Here is a 19,952-nt window from a genome sequence, read left to right on the forward strand (position 1 = left end):
TATTGACAACGAGGAGTGGGCTAATGGCCGGTTTCGATAAAGTAGTTTCTAGCTACGAAGAAGCAATGGAGGGTCTCAAAGATGGAGATACCGTTATTGCCGGTGGTTTTGGACTGTGTGGTATTCCAGAAGGTTTAATCGCTGAAATCAAACGTAAGCAGACAAAAGAGCTGACTGTGGTATCTAATAACTGCGGTGTTGATGATTTTGGTCTTGGTATTTTGTTGCACGACCGTCAAATCAAAAAAATCATCGCATCATATGTTGGTGAAAATGCCCTATTCGAGCAGCAACTACTTGACGGCATTATTGACGTAGAGCTTACCCCACAAGGGACGCTGGCAGAAAAAATGCGTGCTGGCGGTGCAGGCATTCCAGGTTTTTACACGGCAACTGGATATGGTACACCTGTTGCTGAAGGCAAAGAGGTTAAAGAATTTAACGGTCGCCCTTATATTCTTGAGGAGTCTATCACCGGTGAATTTGCCATTGTTAAAGCTTGGAAAGCAGACCGCTATGGCAATTTGGTGTTCCGTCATACCGCGATGAACTTCAACCCGATGGCTGCAACAGCTGGTAAAATTACAGTTGTTGAGGTAGAAGAAATTGTTGAGCCTGGCGAATTAGAGCCAAGCGAAATTCATACCCCTGGTATTTATGTTAACCGCGTTATCAAAGGTAACTTTGAAAAGCGCATCGAACGTGTTACTACGCGCAAGTAAGGAGATCACCATGGCTTTAAATCGTGAACAAATTGCAATGCGCGTTGCGCAAGAGCTTCAAGATGGTTACTACGTAAACCTAGGTATTGGCATTCCAACGCTTGTTGCAAACTACGTACCTGAAAATATGGAAGTAATGCTACAGTCTGAAAATGGCTTACTGGGTATGGGTCCGTACCCAGATGCAGACCAAGTTGACGCAGATATGATCAATGCGGGTAAAGAAACCGTGACAGCAGCCACAGGAGCAGCTATTTTTAATAGCGCAGAAAGCTTTGCCATGATACGTGGTGGTCATGTAGACTTAACGGTATTAGGTGCATTTGAAGTGGATCAAAGTGGCAATATTGCTTCTTGGATGATCCCGAAAAAGTTAATCAAAGGCATGGGTGGTGCGATGGATCTCGTCGCTGGCGCACAAAATATTGTTGTGACCATGACCCATGCTAGTAAACACGGCGATTCTAAATTACTTGAGTCATGTACACTGCCACTGACTGGGGTAAATTGTGTGAAAAAGATTGTTACCGATCTCGCTGTGTTAGAAGTAAAAGAAGGCGCATTTCATTTGCTTGAGCGCGCGCCAGGTGTTAGTGTTGATGAAATTATCAGCAAAACTGCAGGTAAATTAATCGTCGAAGGCGATATCCCTGAAATGCAGTTTGCGTAAAACGTATATTACGTGGTCAACATAGTAGATTAAAAACTAACACAATTGTACCGACCTCATTCCCAGTGCCAAAGGCGCTGAGTTACCCAAAACCCCTCGCAAGAGGGGTTTTTTTTATCCTCATTGACTATTTTACCTGCCCTCTTTGCAAAGCAAAGGCTATTTACAGGCTTTTTCACCCGACAACATCTTGTAACACTTCAACACCATACTTGCTATTGAGAAAATCAATTTGTCCTCCATATTGATAAAAAGCAATGAACACTTTTTGCGTAGCAAGAGTAAAAATAGGTAAGTAAATTCAATTTTAATGAGGTGACTATGAAACGCGTGTTACTTTTTCTAGCGACAAACTTAGCCATCATGGTTGTGTTGTCCATTATTTTATCCATTCTAGGGGTATCCTCTAGAAGTTATGCTGGCATGCTCACCATCGCAGCCGTTTTTGGTTTCGGTGGCGCATTTATTTCGCTATACATCTCTAAGTGGATGGCGAAAAAGTCTACAGGAGCCTATGTGATTGACCAGCCTCGTAGCGAGACCGAGCATTGGTTAGTCAGCACAGTGGCAGCACAAGCGCAAAAAGCGGGCATCAAAATGCCAGAGGTTGCCATTTACGATAGCCCAGAGATCAATGCTTTTGCTACAGGCCCCAGTAAAAACGATTCTCTCGTTGCAGTCAGCAGCGGCTTGCTTGCTGGCATGAGCCAAAGTGAAGCAGAAGCCGTCCTCGCCCATGAAGTATCTCATGTTGCTAACGGCGATATGGTCACACTGACGCTTATTCAGGGTGTCGTAAATACCTTCGTCATTTTTATCTCAAAAGTACTGGCCAATATTGTCGATGGCTTCTTAAATGGTGATGAAGAAGGCGAAGGCTTTAGCTGGACCTATATGATCTTTGATCTTATCTTCCAAATTCTCTTTGGTTTCTTGGCATCTATGATCGTTGCTTACTTTAGCCGTAAACGAGAATATGCTGCCGACAAAGGGGCTGCTGATTTAGTGGGCGCACACAAAATGAAAGCAGCGCTTGAACGTCTACGTAGCAATCAAGAATCAAAGTTAGAAGGTTCAATGATGGCATTTGGTATCGCATCAGGTAAGAGCGTGGTCGATTTGTTTGCCTCGCACCCACCACTTGAGCAAAGAATTGCCGCACTATCTTAGGATATTGATGTAAACACAATGTATATTTTATAACCATAGGCCCTTACGGGCCTTTTTAAGGACGATTTACAAATAATTAAATTTAGGAATTAAATTCTATTTTTACGTAATAAATAGTTATAAAAAATTATATCTTTATATGGCAAAGATATATAATTACTTTCCTTAATGTTCTCTATAAAACAATACTTAAGTTCTTTGATCCACGAATAAACCAGTAAATAGGTCGTTTGTTTTATGACCAAAAGACAAGAAAAGTTACTTTTTGGTTATTTATTAACCCACATTTAACTCAAATCTTAATCTAAACCATACTTTTTGCGTGTATCTATACCGGGCCCATTTGTTTAAAATATGTAACCCACTTTATTGACATAATAGCAATATTCTACATTCGCAAGGTAAAAAGAAGTATGCTGATCAAAACTCGATTACTCATTTCATTTATGCTCATTGGTCTATTACCAGCAGGTATACTGGCGATGGTCTCGTTGTGGACCGCCTCCACAGCACTTGAACAACAGGCATACAATCAGCTTACTTCCATCAAACAAATAAAACACAAGCAAATTGATGATTACCTTAATGCAAGAAAAGGTGATTTATCAGTCATCGCAAAAAAATGGCAGCTCCTCGTTGAGCAAAATCCTACCCTGTCAAACGCAGAGCTGGCTCATAACTACCACAGCCTGTTTGACACCTTCATCAATGAGAAAGGGTTTTACGACTTTTTCGTGATAGAACGCGATGGCTTAATTAGCTATACAGTTGCTAAAGAGTCTGATTACAACACGAACCTTGTTACTGGCCCGTTCAATAACTCAGGGCTAGCTACTTTGTTTACTCAAGTCATTTCAGCAAGAAAGTTTATCTTAGCCGACTACAGTGCATATGCGCCGAGCAATAATGACCCTGCAGCTTTCATTGGTATTCCCGTTATAATTGATGGTCAAGTAAACTCGGTACTTGCACTACAACTTTCAATTGATGCCATAAACGCCATTATGCAACAGCGCGATGGCATGGGAGAAACAGGTGAGTCATACCTTGTTGGTAATGACTTCCGCATGCGTTCAGATTCATACCTTGACCCGATCAACCATACTGTTATCGCCAGCTTTGCAGGCTCAGTTGAAGCGAATGGTGTCGATACCGTCGCTGTCCGTCGAGGCTTGCAAGGGATCTCTGACACTGAAATTATTATCGACTATAATGGCAACCCTGTTTTATCCGCTTACCTTCCTTACACATTCGCTGGATTAAAATGGGTACTTTTGGCTGAAATTGACAAAGCCGAAGCTTTTTCGCCAGTTTATAAACTCTATTGGATTATTGCCCTTATCTTTTTATTAACTGTTTTATCAGTCGCTGGAGCAACGGTACTGATCGCCCGTTCAGTATTAAAGCCACTTGGTGGTGAGCCAATTGAAATGCGCAAGATCAGTGAGCGGATCGCTGCAGGTGACCTAAGAGAGCAGTTTGGCCGTGACGAGAACGCCATTGGTGTGTATGGCGCAATGCGACAGATGAACACCTATTTAACTAGCGTTATAGGCACCATAGTTGAAACCACAGCACAGCTGGCTTCTACAGCAACACAGACAAGTGCTGCCAGTGAACAAGCAAACGCTAGCTTACAAGAGCAACATGCCAATATTGAGCAAGTCGCCGAAGCAATTCAGCAAACATCTCACTCTATCGATGAAGTGGCAACCAATGCGCGTAATGTTGCCGATTTAAGCTTGGATGCAGAAAAAACATCTTTGTCAGCAAACCAAACACTCAGAGATACAGTCGTACAAATGGAAGCACTCAGTACCGCCGTTGAGAACTCAGAAACGGCCATTAAAGAAGTTGAGTACAATACGCAAAATATCAGCCGCGTAATCGAAGTGATCCAAGCTGTGACTGAGCAGACTAACTTGCTAGCACTCAACGCTGCCATTGAAGCTGCCCGAGCAGGGGAACATGGACGCGGATTTGCCGTTGTTGCTGACGAAGTCAGACAGCTTGCACAAAAAACTCAAGCGTCTACTGCGGACATTGAAAATATGATTGCCAACCTTCAGTCTACATCACAAACCGCTGTATCTGAGATGCATGCATCCGCTGAGGCTACTAAACAGACAATCACAGCAGCAAATGATAGTGCCTGTTTACTCGAGCAAAGTGTGCATCAAATCAATCAAATTGCACTGAGTGCACAAACCATTGCTCAAGCGGCTCAAGAGCAATCTGCGACGACTGAAGAGATTTCATATAACGTTGAGTCAATTAGACAAGCGGCTATTGATAACGCTGCAGGTGCAGATCAAGTTACCAGCGCGAGCCTTGAACTAGATAAGCAATCTAAAACCCTGAAACAGGTTACATCAGCCTTTAAACTGCCTCAGCAATTACACTAGTCCTTAGTGAAATTCAGCAAGCGCTTAACCGCGCTTGCTGAGTCCATATGTAAACCCACCTGCCAATATAAGCATTGCACTTGAAATCATCAAACAGGCTTCAAGGCCATAAAGCTGATAAACAAGGCCAGATAAGACCGTACCTAATAATCTTCCCATTGCATTAGCCATGTAATAAAAGCCAACATCCATCGACACGCCATCACTGTCAGCGATTTTGACGATTAAGAAACTATGCAAAGATGAGTTAACGGCAAATACTGCGCCAAATATTAATAACCCGGCGATAATCACTATCTTAGGCTGCCAGTTTAACCATAAACCCAAAGCGAGCAAAGCTGGTATAATTGACAGTAATGCGACCCACTTGAATGCTTGCTGATAATTGCCTCCTTGCTTTGCTGTGATTTTTGGTGCGTTCGCTTGGACTATGCCATAAGCAATCACCCAAGACGCCATAAAGCCACCAACCCACCAATGATCCCAACCAAATGTTGAGGCCAAAAATACAGGTAAAGCCACCACAAACCAAACATCACGTGAAGCAAACAAAAATAAACGCGCCGCCGCTAATAGATTTAACTGGCGACTTTTAGAAAACAGTTCATTGAACTTCGGCTTGTTCTTTTTCTTACCTAAGTCTTGCTTCAACAACAATAAGCTCGATAGCCAAGTGATTGACAGCATTGCTGTCATAAACCACAGAGCGCCTTGAAAGCCCAATAAAGTCAGTAATAAGCCGCCAAGGAAAAAACCAACGCCTTTTAAGGCATTTTTTGAACCCGTCAGCAGTGCTACCCATTTATATAAAGTACTATCCTGATCTTTAGGAACCAGTAACTTAATGGCGCTTTTAGCACTCATTTTATTGAGGTCTTTGGCAATACCAGACAAAGCCTGCGCGACCATGACATAGGCTATTGTCAGTAATTGCTCATCTAATGCCAACATAGACACAGCCACAATCTGCAAAAATAGGCCTATATTCATGGTTTTATTTAAACCAAGACGTGCGCCTAACCAGCCCCCCAATAAATTGGTAACAACGCCAAAAATTTCATAAAACAAAAATAAAGAGGCAATCGCCAGTGGGCTGTATCCGAGTTGATGAAAATACAGCACCACCAACATACGCAGCGCACCATCTGTCAAGGTAAATGACCAATAGTTACCGGTGATAACAAGGTACTGCTTAATTTCAGGTGATAGCCTTGCCATAAGTGACTGCGTCATGATGCTATCCCCAGCGCTTATCGATAACCAAACGAACTAAATCTGCAGTTCTATTTGCATAGCCCCACTCGTTATCATACCAGACGTATAATTTAACTTGCGTGCCATTGACCACCATAGTTGAAGGAGCATCAACAATGGCACTTCTTGGGTCCGTTTTATAATCGATTGAGACAAGTGGACGCGTTTCATACCCTAAAATACCTGCAAGCTCGCCGTTTGCAGCTTGATCCATCCAGCTGTTTATCTCTTCAATACTAGTTTCACGATTGACTTCAAACACGCAATCTGTGATCGAGGCATTCGTTAGAGGTACTCTCACGGCGTGACCATTTAACTTACCCTTCAGCTCAGGGAAAATATGGGTAATAGCCGTTGCTGAACCAGTCGTCGTTGGAATAAGACTCGTGCCACATGAACGCGCACGGCGCAAATCTTTATGCGGTGCGTCAATGATAGTCTGTGTATTGGTAATATCGTGTATTGTCGTCATCGAGCCATGTTTAATACCAATATTATCCTGTAGCACTTTAACAACGGGCGCCAAGCAGTTAGTCGTACAAGATGCCGCTGTCACTATCGGATGCAGCTCAACATCATAATCAGTGTGGTTTACACCCATCACAACATTTAATACTCCTTCTTCTTTGACTGGTGCAGTCACAACCACTTGCTTCACACCTTGAGCAAAAAAAGCAGCGAGTTTTTCTTTGGTTTTAATCTTGCCTGAAGCTTCTATAACGAGATCGCACATCGACCAGTCATTATCAGTAACGGACACTTGCTGTGTTACTGCAATGCGCTGATCGCCAATAATCATCTCACTCCCCTCACTCAACGCCTCATGTTGCCACTTGCCGTGAACAGAATCAAAGTTCATCAAATGTGCCAAGGTAAGAGCATCCCCTGCAGGATCATTTATCTTCACCAACTCTATATCTGGCGAATTCCATAGTGCACGCATAGTCAATCGGCCCATTCTACCGAAGCCATTTATCCCAACTTTAATTGCCATCGTCTTTTCTCCCATTATTTTCCCATTCGCATATGTCGTCATAACTGCTAACAATGCGCCCAGCAACTTTAATTAATACGCCTCAATTTGCTTTATCACCGGTACTACGTGTCTCAGTGCGCCATGCAGACAAAATTATGTCTATTGATGAGGATATTTACAATATACGAAAAATCATATATTCATTTATCCATATATGCAAACACTCATTTGTAATGATTTTGTATCATTTTTATTAATTTTATTTGAAACTTTTTCGCGATTTACTAACATGAAATTAGAAGTAAAAAGTAATGTTAATTTGAAAGGAGTTAATCACTATGAAGCTTAAAGTCACCAAAAAGCCTCTGAAAAAATTGAGTTATGATAATTTACCACTTGATAGAAAACTGACTCCACTTGTTGGGGGGGCGGGTTTAAGTAATGGCCCAACACAAGAATGTGAAACTTACTACCATTGCGATTCTGAGACGCCATAATTGGGCCACTGAACATGCAAACGTTATCTTTTCATGCGATGACGTTTGCTTACTCGTTAATTCTTCCCTGCTAAATACCAATTGATGTTAAACTACAACAAATCCCAGTTGTTTCGAGTATTTTAGATTGGATAAGAATACCTACATCCCAGAAAACTTTATCGAAGATGTTAAAACCTACCTACCAGAGCATTTAAATTTAGATGACTTCATTGATCACTGCCAAAAACCTCTAAGGCTGTCCATACGCGTCAATACGCTAAAAATGTCCGTCGATGATTTTAAACTCGAAGCAAAAGCACTCGGTTGGCAAATAACACCGGTACCTTGGTGCCCTGAGGGCTTTTGGATAAGTCGCAGCGAAGAAGAACAAGCGAACCTTCCTATAGGTAATACAGCCTTACATCTCAGTGGCTGTATTTATGTGCAAGAAGCAAGCTCAATGCTCCCGCCTTTGGCGTTGAGATCTGAAATAGAAAATATGGATACAGATCAATACGCTGTGCTCGATATGGCTGCAGCTCCCGGCTCTAAAACTTCACAGCTTTGTGCTTTAATGAATAACCAAGGTCTATTGATTGCCAATGAATTCTCATCTTCAAGGTTAAAAGTACTTGCCGCCAACATGAAACGCATGGGAGTAGCAAACTGCGCATTATCACATTTTGATGGCAAAATATTTGGCGACTATATGTATGAGTGCTTTGATCACATACAACTTGACGCGCCATGCTCTGGTGAAGGCACCGTAAGAAAAGATGCTAACGCACTTAAAAACTGGTCAATAGAATCTAATGTCGATATTAGTGATGTGCAAAAAAGCCTGATCAAAAGTGCCTTTTTGGCGCTAAAGCCCGGCGGTAGTTTGGTGTACTCAACTTGTACACTGACCCCTTTAGAAAACCAACAAGTTTGCTCATTTTTACTAGAAGAATTTGCAGATGCTGTAGAAGTCACACCACTTGACGACCTTTTTGACAATGCAAGTCAGGCCACCACAAGCGAGGGCTACTTGCATGTCTGGCCACAAATTTTTGATAGTGAAGGTTTCTTCATAGCGAAATTTAAAAAACGCCATTCTGTTGAACACCACAATCAACAGCAAAAAAAAGGCGCATTTCCTTTTGAAGCTTTTCCAACTAAAGCACAAAACACATTTTCTAGCTATTTAAAGAAACAATTTAAGATTAAGCAGCTGCCAGGCACACTCATGCAACGCGATAAAGAGCTATGGCTATTTCCCGATAAACTTGCAGATGTGCAAAACAAAATCAAATATGCACGCTTGGGGGTCAAAATAGGCGCAATACACAAAAATGGTGTGCGTTTAGAACATGAGCTTGCTACCGCATTTGGACATTTAGCGACTGAAAATGTGCATGCACTTACTGAAAAACAGGCTGTCGACTACTTCCAAGGTAAAGATGTACGTTTAGAAAAACCAACTAATGAGACGGGCGAAGTCATACTGACTCTGTGCGGTGCCCCTGTGGGTCTCGGTAAATGGCAAAAGGCAAAGATTAAAAATAACCTCCCTAGAGATTTAATTGCACAAGGTCAGTTAATAACTTGGGTATAACCTGATTAGAACTTTTTGACAACTTTAAGATTATTAATTCATATGAGTACAACACTTTGTTTTTATTATGTTTTAAAAATGTCATTCTGTTTGTAACTTTTGTAATGCATTTACTACACTTAAAGGACTTTCTACTTCTCCCTTATGTTTTAGAAGGTGTTTAAGTTAGCGCACGGCTCCATATGAGCCTTCCCCTACGCCCAGATTCACACATTACTGGGCGTTTTTTTATGTCTAAAATTTCAATCCAAATCTGCAATAATCCTGCTCCCCAAGCCTATCCAAATTGCCATTTGATACATTGCATATTTTTTAGTTGAATAAAGTCACAAAAGAAAATATGATTTATATACAAAATGCTACATAACGTATAAAAATGGGTATTGTAAAAATTTCTGAAGAACTTCATGAAGAGATCCGTCTAGCCAGTCAAGTCATGTCTCGCTCAATCAATTCTCAAGCTGAATTTTGGTTGAAAATGGGCCGCCTAGCTGAGCAAAACCCGGACAAGCCATTCGCACAGTTAATACAAATAGAATTAGAGCAAGTAAAAAAGAAGCAATATGAAAGCAGTGATAATTAAGGACCAAGATCAAATCGTTAAAATGAGACGTTCTGGACAGATGTTAGCAGACGTGTTTAAAGCACTGGATGAATTCATCAAACCTGGTGTCACCACCATGGAAGTGAACGACTTTGTCGAAGCCTATATCACCGATGAGCTGAAAGCAATTCCGTCAACAAAAGGCCAATATGGCTACCCATATGCAATCAATACATCACTTAATGAGGTTGTTTGTCATGGTATGCCAAAAGCAAACCAAAAAATAAAATCGACCGATATCATCAATGTTGATATCACGCTCAAGTGTGATGGCTACCTTGCCGACTCAAGTAAAATGTACGTCATGGAAACCGCTCAAGGACTTGCTAAAAAGCTTGTAAAAACTACCTACGAAGCCATGTGGCAAGGCATAAAACAAGTTAAACCTGGTGTAAAACTGGGCGATATTGGCTATGCAATTCAGTCATATGCGCAGCGACATGGTTATAGTATTGTCAGAGAATTTTGCGGTCATGGCATAGGCACCGAAATGCATGAGGGGCCAGATGTGCTCCACTTTGGCAAACCTAACGAAGGGTTAACTCTACAAGCCGGCATGACATTTACTATTGAACCTATGGTCAATCAAGGCCAACACAAAGTGAAAACCTTAAAAGATGGCTGGACCGTTGTGACAAGAGATAGAAAATTATCGGCTCAGTGGGAACATACAATTTTAGTTACAGATACAGGCTATGAAGTGCTGACCTTGAGAGAAGAAGAGCAGCTGGCGATTCAATAAACTCATTTCTGATGTTTAACGCTATTTAGGGTAGCATCATAGTGGTAGATACATATTAAATAATACGTTTGGGTTCTGCCACTGCCTCATTTAGAACTTCAACCTTGCCCAAATCCAGTACCCCGTAAAATGCCTTCATTTGCCTTGGAAGCAGTTAATCACCCAGTCAGGATTATTAGACATTGTCACTAATATTTTATCTGACTCTTTATCATTTAAAGTAAATATAAAAGAGTTTGACTCTAAAGCTAATACTTCCTGTTCTAAATTACCAACAAGTGTAGGCGCAGTATTAGACACAGTTGTTGTATTAGACGCTGGTTTTGTATTGGACATAGGTGCAGATTCAGACCCTCCACAACCAGATAGAATTGAGGCTAGTAAACCCGGTATAAATAGCTTTTTCATTGAATATCAATAATTAGCAGTATGAAATTAATTTAATTTTACTTAAAGAAACACACCCTATTCAAACGAAAAAATTCAAAAATAAAAAGAAAAAACATACTGTAAAAAAACAAAAAAAATAGCGATTACTTTTAAATCGATTCATTCTATAAATGTTGTTTTGACAAGAACTTATTTTTCTCTAACTTAAAATATTCTAAGCAATAAAAGTGAATTACCCCTACTTTTATTGCTTGTATAGCTGATTATCTTGAAACTTCATTGATGTACTTTAATTTCAAGAATGTCAGTTTAATTTTCTTTTTTAAATACCTGCAACGCAATTAGTGAAAGCACAAACAATGTGAACGTAAATATAAGCCCAAACAGCATTGCGGGCTCATACCCTTCAATCACAGCCGAAATGGCCCTCGCAAAAAAGTTAAGAAAGAAGTACATCGATGCGGGTAAAATCAGCAACCACGCTTTTTTATAAATACCAATGGCGGTGATAATTGCCAAACTTAAAGTTGGCGCACCCAGTGTGCGTAAATTAGTAAAGCCATAATCTGTCACTACGTTAAAACCACTTGGCTCGTTAATAATCGCAGGAAAAAGCATGGCGGTTAATGCCGCCGAGCCCAGAATAAGTACAAACATGCCACATAACACTTGTGCGAATTTGATCATAAAAATAGCCTATCTATCTGTTATTTGATAACAAATATACTATTTAAACTGACCGTGCCTAACTTGCACTATTAGGTCACGAATTTGCACTTTTCAGTCAGAATGGGCTTTTCTCAATTCAGTTGGTGTGATGTTAAAGTGCTGCTTAAACGCCCTTGAAAAATAACTCAACTCCTCAAAACCGCATTCAAGTGCAATATCGGTAATGCGTTTATTGGTGGTATTTATTTGCTGTTCTGCCTTTTCTAAACGCCTCAATACAAGGTATTTGTTAGCACTTGTACCATACACTTGTTTGAATTTTCGATTAAAGGTTGATGTGCTCATATGACATAAAAACGCCATTTCATCGACCTTCAAAGGAGAATATAAATGTGCTTGTACAACCTGCTGTAGTTTTGGTTGGTTGGGTATAAACAGCTCCCTCAGAAGTCGCGTAACTTGACTGCTTGAGTCAGCTTGTATGATCAGCTCTATTAGCTCTTGTACCTTTAAAGCTATCAAACTATCTGTCATGTCATCTGGTTGAGTAATGTACTGTTTCAACAGCGTAAAATAGCCCGTGAGTAGTTTGTGGTTTGAGATCACCGCGGCTGAACCACATTCTGAATTTTTTAAATTTGAGTGAGTGCCTACAAACCTTTCAGGTAATGAATTCTCATATATTGATTGGATTAACGACTGTGTTAACCTTACTCCGACAAATTCAACTGTGTTGCCTTGAGGGCTGTCTAACCAGCGATTAATGAAATTATCCGCTTTCATCAACAACGTATCTCCCGCCTTTAAAGACAAAGTCTTACCTGCGCAAATTAAAGATGATTGCCCTTTAAAGATATGGATCAATCTAGCTTCATTGACTAAGCCATCTTGATAAGTAAAAGGCGCTGAAAACTGCCGATGCCCCATAACCACTTGCTCTTGGTAGCGTAGGCTTTTTAAAAGCGATTTACGTTCTAGTACCATTTTTCTGTATAAATTTTATTGGATATCAATCAGTGTAAAGCAATAGGTAGTATTTGTCTTAACTTATAACTGCCCTTAAACATAAACGTTATCTGGTGTCGTCAGAAAATCTGCACTATAAAAATAAGCGATAAAATAGGTTAAGCCAGCCTCAAGCTGGGTAATATAGAAAGTGAAGACCAACCTAAAATCAAAAAACTGAAAAGAAAGTTTGATTGCTAAATCTTGAAAGTGAAAATTATCTGCACACTGGGAGTATACAGCTTTAGCCACTAAGACAGGATGTGAAGCTCTAACACTGAGATAGAATGAGTAGTTACTGACTAATAATACTCGAAAATTAAAACTTTAAAGCCGAGTTAAATTAATATATAAAATCAGCCATCAGAACCAAAATTAACAGGTAAAAATCAAACTAAAAACCAATTTAAATCTAAAGTGGATTTATTGAAAAATAATGAAACCCACTTTATACTGTATCATTTTAAAAGGTATTTAATAGCAAGATACAGTGCAAACACTTAACTTTAACTTTTCCACTTCTGCATCCAATTCATCAAAGGGAGGTAAAACAAATACTGTATTAACAACTCCATCTTTATGGATAGATTCAAGAGATATTTGTTCCACATTGAACTTTTTAATATTAATATCACCATTTAGCACTCTTTCTCTTTGCTCAAATGATGATAAAAACCCACTTCCCAGAAGTTTAACTTTACCTTCTTGTAAATACACACCGAACTCAAAAATATAGTAATAAACTTTATAAACTAACTCTCTACTTTCATCATCTTCACACAAGAGGTATACATTGGATAGCTTAATCAATAAGTCAACATAACTTTGGTCAAATAAAAATGGTAAATGTCCAAAGTAATCATGAAAACAATCAGGCTCTTCAGCAAATGTGCTAGAATTCAAGCTACGCATTATAGTCGTGACTGGAAACTGATAATTAACAATGCTAGAAAACCAGTTTGAAGAAGTGATAGTCATTCTTTTAAAAGTTTTTAATGTCCACCCAGCAACAGCCAGCTTTTCATTTATATAATCAACCGATGGCTTTTCATTTTTTTTATAGTCAAGTTTTTTAAAGCCTGCATAGTAGCAATCATGAACATTTTTTAGTACGCATGCTTCATTGTTATTATAGGTAACTTCCCATGCAATATTTTCTTCCATTACTAATCCTTATGTCTCTCGAGAAGAAGCCATAGACTGCGCTATGGCCTCTTCGATATATTTACTCACCTTTTATAATTTGTAATATGTTTTTACGTAAAAGATTATTAATCGGCAGATATGACGCACACACCACAACTGCAAGTAATGCCGCTGAACTCACGACAAAAGACGAAATGAATACAGAAACAACAAACTCAGTAATATGCTGTTTCCAGATCAAATAACCAATAATCAAAGCACTGGATAAAAAGCCAATTGCAAAATGTATTGAGTTTTCTTTTACAATTGCTAGCTTCATTTTTAATCTAGATGAGCCAATAGCTAATTTAGTTCCAATCTCTACTGACCTAAGGTTTACCCCGTAACTAATCACACCATATAATCCAACTGCACATAGGAATAAAATAACGACTAACAACAGAGTTGAAATAACTACAGTAACTATCTCAAAAAAAGTAGCCTGATTATAAAGTGATTTTAATTCCGTCATTTTATATAGCGTAAATCTTGGGTTAACCCTATCAATCAAATTGAGGATACTTTGTGGTTCTAATGTCATGCCAGGTTTTAACTGCACAATGAAGTTGCTATTTTTCTCTGGAGCGGGCCTATATATTCGAAATTCTTGCCCCTCTACTTTTGGTAAATGAATATCCTTAACTACTCCCACTATCTGATACTGTTCATCACGCATACTAATTAATGAATTAATAGCAGAATTAGGACCTCCAAATGACTCACTGAAACTTTCATTTATAACAGCTACCAATGCCCCCTCTTTCACTTCTGTGGCAGAGAACGTTCTTCCCGCTGACAACTGTTGGTCAATAATAGTGAAGTACTCATCATCTATGTATTTGGATCTCACGGTGAAGCGCTCATCATTGACAACTTTAGTAACACTTCTACCGCTAAAACCATTAAACGGAGATGAAGAATTACTCACACTTTCAACTTCGGCCATAGAAAGTAATTCGCCTTGTATCTGCTCAATCACAGACGTAAACTCTTCTTCTGTAATGCCATCACCAGAACTGTAAGTTAATTGGACTTGGGTCACATCATCAATTTTAAAATGTGTGGGAGCATTAATCACTGCAAGCGCAGACCAAAGATACATAATACTAAAAATAGATATAACCGAAGCAATAAATACTTCAAAAATCAAAGCGAACTTTCTAGCCTTCGCCGATACTTGAATACCCGAACCTTTACCGCTGCCCTGAACAACTGATTTTAGCTTTTTGTAATTGATACTTAATGACGGCAGTAATGTTAAAAGAATGGACAAGATAAATGCTGTTAGGCTTGCGATAAGAATTGTAAACCCATTCACACTCACCTCCTGTGCTCTTGGGAAAACAAGTTGCATCTCCCCTCTAATGACGCTAAACAATAGCGATGCAACTAACAATGAGACAACTAAAGAAGCAAACATTAGGGTGAACACTTCTGAATACAAATGTTTAACCAAATGCCATTTATTTGCACCTAATGCTGCTCTAATTGCTAGACTACGACTTTGTTCAGATAAGCGAGATATTAATAGGTTTAGTACATTGGTAGAGGCAATCAACAGTAAACCGATCCCTCCAAGTAACATAACGAAGTAGATATCTCTACCATCGCCAATTACCACATCTTTTAAAGGCTTGAGTTCCATTTTTAGACTCATACCTTCAAATGATTTTCGACCAATAACCTCTTGTTTCCAGCGTTCATTAACTTGTGATGTTAATTGAGACTCGATAAAAGATACTGGGCTATCATTAGATTTATAACTCAACACAAACAAGTTTGGAGCAAAATTACTCCAACTATTTCTAGCCCTTTCAGGTACCGAGTTGAAAGGCCAAGGTAAAAACACATCCGTTTTAAGTCCCACTTCATACAGCTGCGGCTCTATAAAATCTTCAGACGTAACCCCAATAATGGTATAGCTTACACTATCCAACATGACCTTTTCGCCTAAAATATCGGGGTTAGAGTTAAATTTATCTTGCCACAACTGATAACTAATGACCGCTTCAGGCGTGCTCGATTCAAGCGTATTTTCTGAAGATAACCCAGTCCCTAGTTCATATTCAACATCCAGCAACTGAAAGTACTCTGGCGTGGCAAAGGCTAGGTTCACAGTTGGTTTTGAGGGCAAAGAGAATAATATATCATCGCCGTAAGTCACAATTGCAACGCTGTCTAAGTGTGTCTGATGTTTGTAGATATCAGTCACAACAGGATAAGGATACATGGATACTTTAGGTGCTCTTGGGTGTCCTTGTATTTTGCTCTCTAGAACAAACAAGTTAGTTTGCTTTTGATAACTTAAGGGCTGTAACAGTGTGACATAATACAACACAGCTACGGCTAAAAAAACGCCTATAGTAACACCCATTGTCAATACAAACGAAGCTGAAAAACCCAACTTCTTTTGCAAGGCAAAAAAGGTTTGCTTCATATTCATATCGCCTGCCTAATTTCTTCGTTTTGCCAAAATACGCCATCTAGTAATTTTAATTGTCGGCTAGCATGATCCATGTACCTTGTATCATGAGTCACGGCACAAATTGTAGTACCTTGTTGATTCAAGTTAGAAAACACTTCCATAACGGCATCACCACTTTTACTGTCGAGATTACCAGTTGCTTCATCAACCAGCAGAATTGAAGGATTTGTCACTAGTGCTCTTGCAATTGATACCCGCTGTTGCTGTCCACCAGATAATTGTTTTGGATAGTGTAACAGTCGAGAGCTTAGCCCTACTAACTCGATACACTCCTCTACTTTTTGCTTTATTTCAGCGTTGCTAGGTTTGTTATCACGATAAGATAGTGGCAAAGCAATATTGTCGAATACATTGATTTCATCTATCAAGTTAAATGACTGAAAGATAAATCCAATTTCTTTATTTCGTACTCTTGCTCCCTCTGTATCACTTAACTCAGCGACATTTTTACCATTAAGTAAATACTCTCCACTTGATGGTGCATCCAACATCCCGAGAATTGAAAGCAGAGTCGACTTACCACAACCCGATGGCCCTGAAATAGATAGATACTCCCCTTTTTTTATCTGCAAATTGATATTTTTAAGTGCATCAGTTTGCATATGCTCCAACTCGAACTTTTTACATATATCTTTAAGCTCTACCACAAAGTTATCCATAATTCCCCAACCTAAAACTGTATTTTTTTTGTATCCTGACTCACTTGCGTCAGGTCTGAAATAATGATTATATCGCCTTGATTTAAGCCTGATAGCACTTGGACAACGTTCCTATTTGCCTTTCCAAAGTGCACTGGTACTCGCTGAGCAGAATCCCCACCTTCAACCAAGGAAAACAAGGATGCATGTGCATTTTGCTGTACATTGGTAGGCTTATTGATATACAAAACACTACTAAGCGTTTCAATCATGACTGATGCCTCTATATTAGACATAATCCGAAATGACTTTGGTAATTCGCTATTGAGCTCAACCTCCACTGTCACTGTATTATTCTCTACCGAGGGCTCAATTCTAGCTATCGCGCCCAATGCGCTGTCCTTTTGGTTATAAATTCGTGTAACTTGTCCCACTTCCAAATATTCAACTTGGTGCTGAGGTATTTTTATTTCCGCAACCATTTCCTCAACGCTACCAACCAAAGCAATCTCCCCCCCGGCTTCGACTGTTTGACCAAGCTCTACAAAAAGCTTTTGCAAAATCCCGCTCATTCCAGCCCTAAGAGATAAGTTATCTCTTTGCTCTTTAATGTTTTGTAATTGGAGCTGCGCAAATTCGACCTTCTGCTCTTGCAGCCTTGTCGCAACTTTATGTAACTCCTCCAATTGCTTTAAACGTTCAGCGGCCCCATCAAGCTGACTTTTGTATTGCTTCATTTCAGCTTCGCTATCCGCTAGTTTTAAAGCTGATATACTATTAAGCTTTTTTTGAGCATTGAAATAGCGTCGAGCGCTTTCATATTTATAATGTAGCTCTAAATATTTGTCTTTTTCGTCTAACAGCTCACGTCGATTATTAATCTGCAGTTGTAGAACATTAGATTGCTCTTTCTTGAGCTCATTATTTTTATTCTCATACTCAAGCTCTAACTCCCTGTTTTCAAAACGTGCAATCACACTATTTTCAGAAACTGTAGCACCTGGCTTTAATAAAAGCTCTGTCATAGTCACTTTTGTCAGCGAAGTTACTATTGACTGCTTTTTAGATTTAAGCACGCCATAACCCTCAACTGAGATATCTATATTACCCCTTTTAACCTCAGCAAAGACTACCTGCTCTTTATTGACCTGCACGCCAGTATTGCCATCATCAAAAACAACTAGTAGTGCAATTGCGACTATCACAGAAGCTGGCAAAGCAAGTTTTTTCCACGGTTTTGTTTTTTTTCCTGACTTTATTGTATCCAAAGCAACTTCCTAATTAGATTCATAATCGATACCCTGAATGGCGTACTTCACCCCATTGAAAATCAGAAGTACGCATGCTTAAACCAAGATTGACTAAAGCATAAACTGCTTCTTCCCATATAAACGACCTACTTCAATTTGTCGTGCTTCTAAGGTGTTGACTAGTTCATTCGATTCTACAATTTGGGTAGATTCATCATCATACTCTATACCCATCAGATACTTATACCATGGCTCCATACCTAAGGCATATATATAAACATGATCTGGTGTTAGTTTATCTATTATACCAAGTGCTTGTTTACAATCAGAACCATTGAGCCTTCTAGAATTCTTAATTGATTTAGACACCATTTGCGTATGTAACGCCCCATAGCTCCATGTATAAGGCGCGCCAACACACTCCATACCGATAAAAAGATAATCTAAAGAGCCGATACTTTTGCGAATATGTTCGAACAACTCGCAATCAGGGTTAGATGAGTCAGCGCCAAAATAAAGTTTCTTCCCTTGAGTTTCAATAAGCCATGCGGATTTGGAACGGATATTCAAGTCACCATGCTCTCCCAAAAATGGAATGCTTGTGACTGTACCTGATTTGAGATTTATCACCTCCATATCATCAACTTCGATAACATTAAAACCAAGCTGCTTTAAGCTTAATTTCATCGATGGATCAGCTAATGTCCCACCATTATTTTTGGGCACTACAACACAATTCGTTTTGTGTCGTAATTGAATTAACGTTTCTAAGCTGTAGTGATCACTGTGAGCATGAGTCAACAGAATATAATCTAATTGTTCAGGTAATTCACAATATCGAATTGCCTCATTTTTTTGACTTGGTGCTAATGTTGCCATCATAGGATCAATCAAGATACTGTCGTGTGCAGACTGCACAAGAAAACCTGCATGACCCAAATATTCCAACCGAATACCATCAGTAAGCTGAGGACAAGATTTATCTGGTGGGGTTTCAGTAAATAACGCTCTATAATCAAGTCCGCCTTTTTTCTCTAAGCTACCGAAAATTTCTTCTATTTCCGACTCTGTCATAGGCTGAGTTCTACTTGCAAATATTCGATCTAAAACCTCTGACTTTAGCTCTAAATTAACATGTATATGATCCGCATCTGGCAGTCTGGGTGTGCTAAACACAAACCCTCGCTCTTTATCATCTGCAACCAAACCAAAAGCAGATTTTTGAACATCAGTATTGTATAGCTCGCTTGCATATACCAAGGGCTCAATGACGCGATAAGAGGGCTTGTGCTCAAGATCTAAAAATATCTCCACGAACCCTCTGAGCATTTCGGGCACTTTTGAATAAAGATACTCAATGCTCTCGCCATTAACGTGATTACGCAGTTCAGATTCCAGTTCCTTAATTGCATTTGAGAGCTCGATAAAATTATGTGGGCCCTTTTCAATATCTTCAATCAAACTTTTAATATCTTGAACCTGCTCTTCTGTGCATGAAACAAATTCTCCGCCAGTTAGTGCGGACTCTTTAGATGCCATAATATGCAGTCGATAATTATTCACAAAAGATTTCATGATGCGTCTATGTGTTTTATCAACATAACGTGCACACGTTAGGGGCGGTATCAAAAATGCCCATGCATACCAGTTATTTACCAAGGGTTCGAAATAAGCTTCTTCTTTTAAATACAATAATTTCTCAGACAAAATA

Annotated in this window: 18 protein-coding genes; 9 read left to right on the top strand and 9 right to left on the bottom strand. The window is 39.4% G+C overall.

The window, feature by feature from the left end; all coding sequences use genetic code 11:
* Positions 1-23 precede the first annotated feature (23 nt).
* The 4 genes from QNM16_RS07135 to QNM16_RS07150 all read left to right on the top strand — a co-directional run bounded on the left by QNM16_RS07135 (position 24) and on the right by QNM16_RS07150 (position 4,967).
* Positions 24-722, top strand: a complete 699-nt coding sequence (locus QNM16_RS07135) for a CoA transferase subunit A (protein WP_039607929.1) — start codon at positions 24-26, stop codon at positions 720-722.
* A 10-nt stretch (positions 723-732) separates the two neighbouring features.
* A complete protein-coding gene (locus tag QNM16_RS07140) occupies positions 733-1,392 on the top strand; it encodes a 3-oxoacid CoA-transferase subunit B (RefSeq protein WP_284019853.1) in 660 nt (219 codons plus the stop codon).
* Between the two features lie 321 nt (positions 1,393-1,713).
* Positions 1,714-2,562 (top strand): protease HtpX, encoded by an 849-nt coding sequence (htpX, locus tag QNM16_RS07145; RefSeq protein ID WP_284019854.1) that lies wholly within the window; start codon positions 1,714-1,716, stop codon positions 2,560-2,562.
* A 413-nt stretch (positions 2,563-2,975) separates the two neighbouring features.
* Positions 2,976-4,967 carry a methyl-accepting chemotaxis protein gene (locus tag QNM16_RS07150; RefSeq protein WP_284019856.1) on the top strand — a complete coding sequence of 664 codons (1,992 nt, stop codon included), beginning with the start codon at positions 2,976-2,978 and terminating at the stop codon, positions 4,965-4,967.
* A 24-nt stretch (positions 4,968-4,991) separates the two neighbouring features.
* Here QNM16_RS07150 and arsJ read toward each other — a convergent pair whose 3' ends face one another.
* Both arsJ and QNM16_RS07160 read right to left on the bottom strand, forming a co-directional pair.
* A complete protein-coding gene (gene arsJ / locus QNM16_RS07155; protein WP_284019857.1) occupies positions 4,992-6,200 on the bottom strand; it encodes an organoarsenical effux MFS transporter ArsJ in 1,209 nt (402 codons plus the stop codon).
* Between the two features lie 4 nt (positions 6,201-6,204).
* Positions 6,205-7,215 carry an ArsJ-associated glyceraldehyde-3-phosphate dehydrogenase gene (locus QNM16_RS07160; RefSeq protein ID WP_284019859.1) on the bottom strand — a complete coding sequence of 337 codons (1,011 nt, stop codon included), beginning with the start codon at positions 7,213-7,215 and terminating at the stop codon, positions 6,205-6,207.
* Between the two features lie 320 nt (positions 7,216-7,535).
* Here QNM16_RS07160 and QNM16_RS07165 point away from each other — a divergent pair, with 320 nt between their 5' ends.
* The 5 genes from QNM16_RS07165 to QNM16_RS07185 all read left to right on the top strand — a co-directional run bounded on the left by QNM16_RS07165 (position 7,536) and on the right by QNM16_RS07185 (position 11,040).
* Positions 7,536-7,694, top strand: coding sequence for a hypothetical protein (locus QNM16_RS07165; protein ID WP_284019861.1), 159 nt, complete (start codon positions 7,536-7,538; stop codon positions 7,692-7,694).
* Between the two features lie 127 nt (positions 7,695-7,821).
* Positions 7,822-9,273: a 16S rRNA (cytosine(1407)-C(5))-methyltransferase RsmF gene (rsmF, locus tag QNM16_RS07170; RefSeq protein WP_284019862.1), complete on the top strand. Its 1,452-nt coding sequence runs from the start codon at positions 7,822-7,824 to the stop codon at positions 9,271-9,273.
* Positions 9,274-9,649: 376 nt separating this feature from the next.
* Positions 9,650-9,856: a ParD-like family protein gene (locus QNM16_RS07175; RefSeq protein ID WP_063362441.1), complete on the top strand. Its 207-nt coding sequence runs from the start codon at positions 9,650-9,652 to the stop codon at positions 9,854-9,856.
* Complete coding sequence (map, locus tag QNM16_RS07180) at positions 9,837-10,619, top strand: type I methionyl aminopeptidase (RefSeq protein WP_284019863.1); 783 nt, start codon at positions 9,837-9,839, stop codon at positions 10,617-10,619. Before QNM16_RS07175 ends, map begins: the two co-directional genes overlap by 20 nt.
* A gap of 139 nt (positions 10,620-10,758) precedes the next feature.
* Positions 10,759-11,040 (top strand): hypothetical protein, encoded by a 282-nt coding sequence (locus QNM16_RS07185; RefSeq protein WP_284019864.1) that lies wholly within the window; start codon positions 10,759-10,761, stop codon positions 11,038-11,040.
* A 278-nt stretch (positions 11,041-11,318) separates the two neighbouring features.
* On the opposite strand, the gene QNM16_RS07190 is transcribed toward QNM16_RS07185, so the two are convergent.
* From QNM16_RS07190 to QNM16_RS07220, 7 genes are all read right to left on the bottom strand, one after another.
* Positions 11,319-11,696 carry a hypothetical protein gene (locus tag QNM16_RS07190; protein ID WP_284019865.1) on the bottom strand — a complete coding sequence of 126 codons (378 nt, stop codon included), beginning with the start codon at positions 11,694-11,696 and terminating at the stop codon, positions 11,319-11,321.
* A gap of 93 nt (positions 11,697-11,789) precedes the next feature.
* Positions 11,790-12,662, bottom strand: a complete 873-nt coding sequence (locus QNM16_RS07195; RefSeq protein WP_284019866.1) for a helix-turn-helix domain-containing protein — start codon at positions 12,660-12,662, stop codon at positions 11,790-11,792.
* A gap of 495 nt (positions 12,663-13,157) precedes the next feature.
* Positions 13,158-13,847, bottom strand: coding sequence for a hypothetical protein (locus tag QNM16_RS07200; protein WP_284019867.1), 690 nt, complete (start codon positions 13,845-13,847; stop codon positions 13,158-13,160).
* Between the two features lie 61 nt (positions 13,848-13,908).
* Positions 13,909-16,311 carry an ABC transporter permease gene (locus tag QNM16_RS07205; RefSeq protein WP_284019868.1) on the bottom strand — a complete coding sequence of 801 codons (2,403 nt, stop codon included), beginning with the start codon at positions 16,309-16,311 and terminating at the stop codon, positions 13,909-13,911.
* Positions 16,308-17,012, bottom strand: a complete 705-nt coding sequence (locus tag QNM16_RS07210; protein ID WP_284019869.1) for an ABC transporter ATP-binding protein — start codon at positions 17,010-17,012, stop codon at positions 16,308-16,310. The genes QNM16_RS07205 and QNM16_RS07210 overlap by 4 nt, the downstream gene beginning before the upstream one ends.
* 11 nt (positions 17,013-17,023) lie before the next feature.
* Entirely contained in the window at positions 17,024-18,259 is a 1,236-nt protein-coding gene (locus tag QNM16_RS07215; RefSeq protein WP_284019870.1) for an efflux RND transporter periplasmic adaptor subunit, read from the bottom strand.
* 93 nt (positions 18,260-18,352) lie between these two features.
* On the bottom strand, positions 18,353-19,948 hold the full coding sequence (locus QNM16_RS07220) for an MBL fold metallo-hydrolase (protein WP_284019871.1): 1,596 nt from the start codon (positions 19,946-19,948) through the stop codon (positions 18,353-18,355).
* Positions 19,949-19,952 lie beyond the last annotated feature (4 nt).

The sequence above is a fragment of the Pseudoalteromonas umbrosa genome, assembly GCF_030125375.1.
GTDB lineage: Bacteria > Pseudomonadota > Gammaproteobacteria > Enterobacterales > Alteromonadaceae > Pseudoalteromonas > Pseudoalteromonas umbrosa.

Coding starts and splice junctions, on each gene's coding strand:
- QNM16_RS07190 (WP_284019865.1), bottom strand. CDS start 11,696: ATGATCAAATTCGCACAAGTGTTATGTGGCATGTTTGTACTTATTCTG.
- map (WP_284019863.1), top strand. CDS start 9,837: ATGAAAGCAGTGATAATTAAGGACCAAGATCAAATCGTTAAAATGAGA.
- htpX (WP_284019854.1), top strand. CDS start 1,714: ATGAAACGCGTGTTACTTTTTCTAGCGACAAACTTAGCCATCATGGTT.
- arsJ (WP_284019857.1), bottom strand. CDS start 6,200: ATGACGCAGTCACTTATGGCAAGGCTATCACCTGAAATTAAGCAGTAC.
- QNM16_RS07140 (WP_284019853.1), top strand. CDS start 733: ATGGCTTTAAATCGTGAACAAATTGCAATGCGCGTTGCGCAAGAGCTT.
- QNM16_RS07195 (WP_284019866.1), bottom strand. CDS start 12,662: ATGGTACTAGAACGTAAATCGCTTTTAAAAAGCCTACGCTACCAAGAG.
- QNM16_RS07200 (WP_284019867.1), bottom strand. CDS start 13,847: ATGGAAGAAAATATTGCATGGGAAGTTACCTATAATAACAATGAAGCA.
- QNM16_RS07150 (WP_284019856.1), top strand. CDS start 2,976: ATGCTGATCAAAACTCGATTACTCATTTCATTTATGCTCATTGGTCTA.
- QNM16_RS07135 (WP_039607929.1), top strand. CDS start 24: ATGGCCGGTTTCGATAAAGTAGTTTCTAGCTACGAAGAAGCAATGGAG.
- QNM16_RS07165 (WP_284019861.1), top strand. CDS start 7,536: ATGAAGCTTAAAGTCACCAAAAAGCCTCTGAAAAAATTGAGTTATGAT.
- QNM16_RS07160 (WP_284019859.1), bottom strand. CDS start 7,215: ATGGCAATTAAAGTTGGGATAAATGGCTTCGGTAGAATGGGCCGATTG.
- QNM16_RS07210 (WP_284019869.1), bottom strand. CDS start 17,012: ATGGATAACTTTGTGGTAGAGCTTAAAGATATATGTAAAAAGTTCGAG.
- QNM16_RS07205 (WP_284019868.1), bottom strand. CDS start 16,311: ATGAATATGAAGCAAACCTTTTTTGCCTTGCAAAAGAAGTTGGGTTTT.
- QNM16_RS07175 (WP_063362441.1), top strand. CDS start 9,650: ATGGGTATTGTAAAAATTTCTGAAGAACTTCATGAAGAGATCCGTCTA.